Source organism: Parasphingorhabdus sp. (genome assembly GCF_041748495.1).
In the GTDB taxonomy this organism is placed as follows: Bacteria; Pseudomonadota; Alphaproteobacteria; order Sphingomonadales; family Sphingomonadaceae; genus Parasphingorhabdus.
The window spans coordinates 1-6908 of sequence record NZ_JBGTDD010000108.1; the positions used below are offsets into that span (position 1 = coordinate 1).

A 6908-nucleotide genomic window follows, 5' to 3' on the forward strand; every position below is an offset into this window, starting at 1 on the left:
CCGGAGAAAAGTCGGCGGCGACAATCGCCAGCTTCATCGCCTGTTCCTGAAACAGGGGCACGCCAAAGGTCCGGCCGAGCACGGACTTCAGCTCGTCCGGATCGTGCGGCGGCTTCGGCGAAGGCAGGGTGATTTTCTCCACGCGCGAGCGCCGCCGCAGATAGGGATGGACCATGTCGCCTTCGATCGGACCGGGGCGGACAATCGCGACCTGGATCACCAGATCGTAAAATTCGCGCGGCTTGAGCCGCGGCAGCATGTTGATCTGGGCCCGGCTCTCGACCTGGAACACGCCGATACTGTCGCCCTTGCACAGCATGTCATAGGTAGCCGGATCTTCGTGCGGGACATTCTGGAGGGTGAGCGGTTGTGCGGAGCACGATCCATCAATACGCCCCTCCAATGCGTTGATCATGTCAAACGCCTTGCGGATGCAGGTCAGCATGCCGAGCGCCAGGATGTCGACCTTCATCAGGCCGAGCGTATCAATATCATCCTTGTCCCACTCGATGAAGGTGCGGTCGTCCATCGCGGCATTGTGGATCGGTACGGTCTCGTCGAGCCGGTCCTGGGTGAGCACGAAGCCGCCGACATGCTGTGACAGGTGGCGGGGAAATTGCAGGATTTTCTGCACCAGATCGCCGAGGCGGCGGATTTCGGGATTGTCGGGATCAAGACCGGTTTCGGCAAATCGCCTGTCAGGGGCCTTGCTCGAATGGCTGCCCCAGACGGTACTGGAAAGGCGGCTGGTAATATCTTCCGACAGGCCAAGCGCCTTGCCGACCTCGCGGATCGCGCTGCGCGAGCGATAATGGACCACGGTGGCGGCAATCCCGGCACGGTGGCGGCCATAGCGCTGATAGATATACTGGATCACCTCCTCGCGCCGCTCATGCTCGAAGTCGACATCGATGTCGGGTGGCTCGCGGCGCTCTTCGGAGATGAAGCGCGAGAACAGCAGGTCATGCTCCATCGGATCGGCCGAGGTGATATGCAGCAAATAGCAGACCGCGCTATTGGCGGCGCTGCCGCGCCCCTGGCACAATATATGCTGATCCCGCGCCCATTTGACAATATCGTGGACGGTCAGAAAATAGGGCGCATAATCCATCTTCTCGATCAGGCGAAGTTCTTCCTCGACCTTGGCGCGCAGCCGTTCCGGAAGGGTGGCGCCATGCCGTTCGTGGGCAGCCGTCCATGTCAGATGCTCAAGCCAGTCCTGCGGCGTCCAGCCCTTGGGCACCGGTTCCTCGGGATAATGATAGCTCAGTTCGTCGAGCGAAAAGGTGACAAGCCCGAGCAGCTTCTGCGTCCCGGCAATCGCTTCCGGATGGTCGCGGAACAGGCGCACCATTTCTTTCGCAGGCTTGAGATGGCGCTCGGCATTGGCGGCGAGCAGACGGCCCGCCTTGGCGATCGTGGTCTTGCCGGCGATGCAGGCGAGAATGTCGTGGAGCGGGCGCTGTTCCGGTGTCGCATAGAGCGGGTCATTGGTGGCAAGCAGGGGGATGCCGGTCGCTGCCGAGAGGCTGTGGAGATCGGCAAGATAGCGCTTGTCGGGACCGGACCGCGGCATGGTCGCGCCGAGCCAGATATGGGGGGAGAGGGTACGGAGTTGCTGAATTAGCCCCTCCCCTTCAGGGGAGGCGGAAGGGGTGGGATATGAGGAAGCTGGCTCGATGCCGGCTTCTGAATTTGGTGAGTGGGGACAGGCCCCACCCCAACCTCTCCCCTGAAGGGGAGGGGCTAATAGGATCAGCGCCCAATCCTCGCTGCACCATTGCAGCAAGTCGGCCTCATAGAGAAAGCAATCACCCTTTTCGGCGCGCAGATTGCCGGTCGAGAGCAAACGCGTCAGCCTCCCCCATCCGCGCCGGTTGCGCGGATAGACGATGGTCTCCGGCGTATTATCGGCGAAGACCAGCCGCGATCCGACGATCAGTTTGAAATCCAGCAGCGTCAGCCCTTCTTCCGCCGCATCCTCGCGCGCCCGGCGCAGGGCCGCATGCGCCCGCACGACGCCGGCGACGCTGTTGCGGTCGGCGATGCCGATTCCGGTCATTCCCAGCGCTATCGCCTGCAATAGCATGTCGGCCGGGGGGGAGGCTCCGTGCAGAAAGCTGTAATGGGTGGAGGCGGCGAGCTCGGCGAACATCGTCATTGCCCTCTCCCTTGAGGGAGAGGTCTGTGAAGACCTGGCAATTTATTGCCTAATCGCAGCTGGATGAGGGTGCTCCGCTCTATCGGTCGTGCGAACCCCCTCATCCACCTCGGCCTAGCTTGCTTTGCAAGCAAGTCGCCGTATCCTTCTCCCCACAGAGGAGAAGATGTTTCAAGCAAACAGGCCATGGACATACCAGTCCGGATTGGCCTTTTCCTCGCCATAGAGTCCGTGCCGGAACAGCCAGTAACGGCGTCCGCGGGCATCCTCGACGCGGTAATAGTCGCGGGTCAGGCCGCCTTGGCCGGGTTGTTGCCCGTCTGCGCGCTGCCACCATTCGGAGGCGATGCGCTCCGGCCCTTCATAGCGGATCACCTGATGGGTCTTGCGCCGCCAGGTGAAGCGATGCGGCGGGCCGTCGGGCACCTCGGCGATCACCTGCACGCGCTGCGGCGGATCGAACATGTGCAGGGGTCGCATCGGCGGGTCGCCAGAAGGCTGCATCTGCCACGCTACCGGTGCCGGGGCGTTGAGTGCGGGCAGCGCGAGCAGCCCCTGTTCGGGGATATGGCTGTCGGCGGGAACAAATTTCTGTACCCGCTCGCGCCCCAGTCGCGTGCTGATCTGGCTGACCAGCGCGATTGCATCGCCTTGCCGGTCCTCGCCGCCTTCCAGACGCAATTGCTGCGGTGCCAGTCCTTCCGCTGCGACGATGCTCAGCCGGATCAGGTCATAGCCGAAACCGGGGTTGAGTGCGTCGTTGAGCGCCTCGATCCGTTCGCGCAGCAGCCGCTGGAACAGCGCCGCATCGCGGGTCGGCGCGCCGGTTTCGAGACCGAGCCGCGCGACATCGCCATCGCAGCGGAACAGGAGCATGCGAATCATCCGCGCACCCTGACCGCGCTCGTTGAGCCGTTCGGATGCTTCTGCAAACAGTTCCGACAGACAGGCGAGCGCGCTATCAATATGGGTCAGCGGCTCGGCAAAGCGGCGCTCGGTGACCACATTGCCCATCTTGCGGATCGGATCAATCGGCCGGTCCTCGATGCCCAGAATCCGGTCCAGCCGCAAGCTGAGTTCCGTCCCGAACCGCGCCGCCAGATTGGCGCGCGGTCGCTCGGCCAGATCGCCGATATGGTAGAGCCCGGCCCGTTCCAGCGCCTGATGGATTTTATCGTCCATGGTCAGTGCGGTCACCGGCAGCTGCGCCTCGGCGCCTTCCTTCAGCCCGTGCCGGGCCAGCGCAAGCGCGGCATCGGGGGTTCCGGCCAAGGCCCAGGAGGCACCATGACCGGCTGTATCGAGCCGGTCCTCGGCATCCTGCGCCAGGGCGGTCTCGCCGGCGTAGAAATGCGCCGCGCCGCTGATATCGAGGATCAGCGCATCAGGCGGCTCGACCGCTACCATCGGCGTGTAGCGCTCGCAAGCTTCCGCCAGCCGCGACAACAGGTCCGCGTCGGCCAGCTGATCATGGTCAAAGGCGAGCAGGTCCGGCACCCGTGCCCGCGCGTCGGCCAGCTTCATGCCCGGCCCCAGCCCCAGGGACACGGCCTGCCGGTCCGCCGCCATGATCACCATCGCGCCGCGAATTTTTGTGGTCAGCGCAAATGGATGTTCAGGCGGCCCGAGCGCCCGGATGATCCGCTCGGACGGCAGCCAGGGCAGGAACAGCGCCAGGGTGCGGCGTTCTCTGTTCGCTCTGCTGCTCGCGGAAGACTTGATCGTCACGGTTCCACTCCAGTCGGGCGCTGAGCCCGTAAAGACCGCTGCGATGGCGCAGCAGGGTGATATCAAAGGCACTATGGCCCGGGGCATTGCCGGCGAGCGCGACCGACGGTGCAGCAGCCACTTGCCAGCGACTGAAGGCAGCGGTCGGTAGCGGATTTTCGGGATCGCTGCCGGAGCGCAGCAACAGGCTGAGTATGCCGGATTTTTGCGACGACAGGGACAGCCGCCTGGTCGCTGTCAGGTCGAGTCCCCTGGGCTTCTTGCCCGCCAGCTCGACAATCACCGCGCCCATGGCCGAACAGCGCACACCGTCGGCGGCCGCGCGCAACGCCGCAATGCTGTCCGGCGCATCGACATGGACAATGGCGGATGGATCAATTCCGAGCTCCGCCAGACCGGGAGGATAGAGTCGGCCCTGCCGTCTCGCCTCGCCGCTTTCGCTGATCCACAGGATGGGGTGTTCACTCTGGCCCGCAGCTGGATCAAGAATCCGGTCCGGAAACCGGCAACGCTGCGCCATCAGCAGCGCTATCGCCGCCGCGCTTGTCCGGTCGCTTTTGTCCGCCGCATGCAGTTCATGCAGCGCCCCCCGCGGCAGGCCATCGGCCTCCGCATTGCCGCGCAAGGCCGCATCCACCCGTTCCACGCCAAAGCTGAAGTGGGACGGCAGACCGTCGTCCGCCGCTGTCCTGACTCCAGACACTGCCAGTATCTTCGCGAGCCGAGCCCGCAAGACAGAAGCTTTCGCTGGTACCGCTCCGGGCAGAGCAGCAGGGTCGACCATCGAAGGCTTGCAAGCCTGGCCTATATCCGAATCATTATTGTTCATGGTTTGTTCTAATTTATAGAAGAACAGGATTTGGTCAAGCGGACTCATCATTCCTGCAACAGCGCGAAAATTCTATCGTGGGCGACACAAAGCTTGTGTTGATTGTCGGCGATTGAACGATCACATGACGCCAGGTCGAATCAGTCTATCGGGAAATGAGAACAGCTTGTGTCGGAAAACTTCGCATATGGATTGAATCTGCGCGCTTTCAGAACGCAATCATGGCTGTCATCATCATCAATGCCGTCATCATTGGTATGGAGACGTCACCCGCGATCATGGCACGATTTGGAGATATCTTATACGCGCTGGACACCATCGCCATCGTCATATTCATCATTGAAATCCTGCTCAAACTATTCGTCTATCGGGTCAGCTTTTTCAAGAATGGCTGGAATGTCTTCGATTTCATCATCGTTGCAGTCGCTTTGTTGCCGACTGGCGGAAGCCTTTCCGTACTCCGCGCACTCAGAATATTGCGGGCCTTGCGACTGATCTCGGCGATGCCCAAAATGCGCAAGGTGGTGCAGGGCCTGTTTGCGGCGATCCCGTCGATGGGCACGGTGATCATATTGCTTGCCTTGGTCTTCTATATCGCAGCGGTGATGGCGACGAAGCTGTTCGGCGATGCCTTTCCCCAATGGTTCGGATCAATCGGTTCATCGCTCTATTCGCTGTTCCAGATCATGACCCTGGAAAGCTGGTCGATGGGCATCGTTCGCCCGATCATGGAAATATATCCCTGGGCCTGGGTGTTTTTTGTGCCATTTGTACTGGTGACCAGTTTTGTCGTGCTCAACCTGTTTATCGCGATCATCGTCAATGCGATGCACGAAGAAGCGGATGAGGAACAGGCCGCGCAGAGAAACGAGATATTGGAAGAAATTCAGGCGCTCAGGCGAGAGATGCAAACAATGCGCACCGATGGTCCAGCCGCCCCATAAAAAAGACCGCCCCTGCACGGATGCAGGGGCGGCAAGGCACACTCGGGAGCCTTGAAGGCCGGTTCAGAAAAAGCCTGCAACAGCGGCTAGCGCTATTGCTGCCAAGATCGTCGAAACACCCAATATTACGGGCATGTACCGTGTGACCAAGCCCTGTCGGGCCTCGGTTTTATCCAATTGAGTCATATGATTTCCTCTATTATTGATACGGGATCGATTACAGGCTGGCCGAAAGCATCCAGGATGCTTCTTCCAGCGCACCGATCCTTGAAGTCAGCAGATCTGCCGTGAAAACATCATCGGCTTCTTCGGCGACTTTGACAAATTCGCGCATCTGGTTCGCCACGGCGAGATTATCACCCGAAAGCTGCTTGAGCATGGCCTCTACATCGCCCCATTCCACCTGATCATCGATCACGCTATTGTTGATATAGGTCGAGAGGCCGACCGGCGTTTTCGCACCCAACGCGCGAATCCTTTCGGCAATTGCATCAATCGATTCGGCGAGATCTTCATATTGGCCTTCGGTCAGTTGGTGCACGCTGACGAACAAAGGTCCGGTAACGTTCCAGTGAACCGACTGTGTTTTCTGATAAAGGACATAGGTGGATGCCAATGTTTCGCCAAGTTTCTCGGCCATTTGAGCGCGATCTGCCTGCTTGATGTCGGTTTTCATTTCGCGGAGGTCTGAGGTTTGAATAGTCATATATGCCTTCCTTTTCTTTCTGGTGCGCTCGACGAACGGGCGGAGCGCGCTACCTGCAAAACTTACGCGCCATTCGTGATTTGGTTCCATGGATTTGAGCGCCAGCTGGCGCCTGGTATCTTCCTGCCATGACAAGTGGGACAATAGGAGAAAATGGGAAAGGGCGGCAGAAAAGCCGTGCATTTGGGATGCTTCTGAGATGCTGTGGCGCGGACTTTGGGAAGCGGAATGGGAACCAAAGGGCCGTCTGCGGCGTAGGTGGGCTGTAACCTCTAACGAAAGGCAAATTAGAAAATGACTAACATTTCAGACGCAAAAATAGCCATCCTTGCGACAGACGGTTTTGAAAAATCGGAACTTTTTGAACCAAGAAAACAACTTATAGACGCCGGTGCAGAAGTCACCATCGTGTCTCTGGAATCCGGCTCGATCAAAAGCTGGGACGAGAAGGACTGGGGCGAGAGCATTGACGTCGACATTACCGTCGACAAGGCCCGTGAAGCCGATTTCGATGCACTGGTTCTGCCGGGCGGACAGATC

At 60.1% G+C, this 6908-nt stretch carries 6 protein-coding genes; 2 read left to right on the forward strand and 4 right to left on the reverse strand.

The genetic code is table 11. The annotated features are described in order from the left end of the window. From ACEW8J_RS09795 to ACEW8J_RS09805, 3 genes are all read right to left on the reverse strand, one after another. Positions 1–2161, reverse strand: a 2161-nt coding sequence (locus ACEW8J_RS09795; RefSeq protein ID WP_373491456.1) for a PHP domain-containing protein, incomplete at its 3' end; no start/stop codon positions are given. 171 nt (positions 2162–2332) lie between these two features. Further along, positions 2333–3889, reverse strand: a complete 1557-nt coding sequence (locus tag ACEW8J_RS09800; protein WP_373491457.1) for a DNA polymerase Y family protein — start codon at positions 3887–3889, stop codon at positions 2333–2335. Then, positions 3777–4718 carry an ImuA family protein gene (locus tag ACEW8J_RS09805; RefSeq protein WP_373491458.1) on the reverse strand — a complete coding sequence of 314 codons (942 nt, stop codon included), beginning with the start codon at positions 4716–4718 and terminating at the stop codon, positions 3777–3779. Before ACEW8J_RS09805 ends, ACEW8J_RS09800 begins: the two co-directional genes overlap by 113 nt. Positions 4719–4873: 155 nt before the next feature. Between ACEW8J_RS09805 and ACEW8J_RS09810 the strand changes: the two genes are divergently transcribed. Then, positions 4874–5662, forward strand: a complete 789-nt coding sequence (locus ACEW8J_RS09810) for an ion transporter (RefSeq protein ID WP_373491459.1) — start codon at positions 4874–4876, stop codon at positions 5660–5662. 217 nt (positions 5663–5879) lie between these two features. Here the strand turns inward: ACEW8J_RS09810 and ACEW8J_RS09815 are convergent, their stop codons facing one another. After that, positions 5880–6368 (reverse strand): Dps family protein, encoded by a 489-nt coding sequence (locus ACEW8J_RS09815; RefSeq protein ID WP_373491460.1) that lies wholly within the window; start codon positions 6366–6368, stop codon positions 5880–5882. Between the two features lie 294 nt (positions 6369–6662). Between ACEW8J_RS09815 and ACEW8J_RS09820 the strand changes: the two genes are divergently transcribed. Then, on the forward strand, positions 6663–6908 hold a 246-nt coding region (locus ACEW8J_RS09820), incomplete at its 3' end, for a DJ-1/PfpI family protein (protein WP_373491461.1).

Coding starts and splice junctions, on each gene's coding strand:
- ACEW8J_RS09810 (WP_373491459.1), top strand. CDS start 4,874: ATGAGAACAGCTTGTGTCGGAAAACTTCGCATATGGATTGAATCTGCG.
- ACEW8J_RS09815 (WP_373491460.1), bottom strand. CDS start 6,368: ATGACTATTCAAACCTCAGACCTCCGCGAAATGAAAACCGACATCAAG.
- ACEW8J_RS09805 (WP_373491458.1), bottom strand. CDS start 4,718: ATGAACAATAATGATTCGGATATAGGCCAGGCTTGCAAGCCTTCGATG.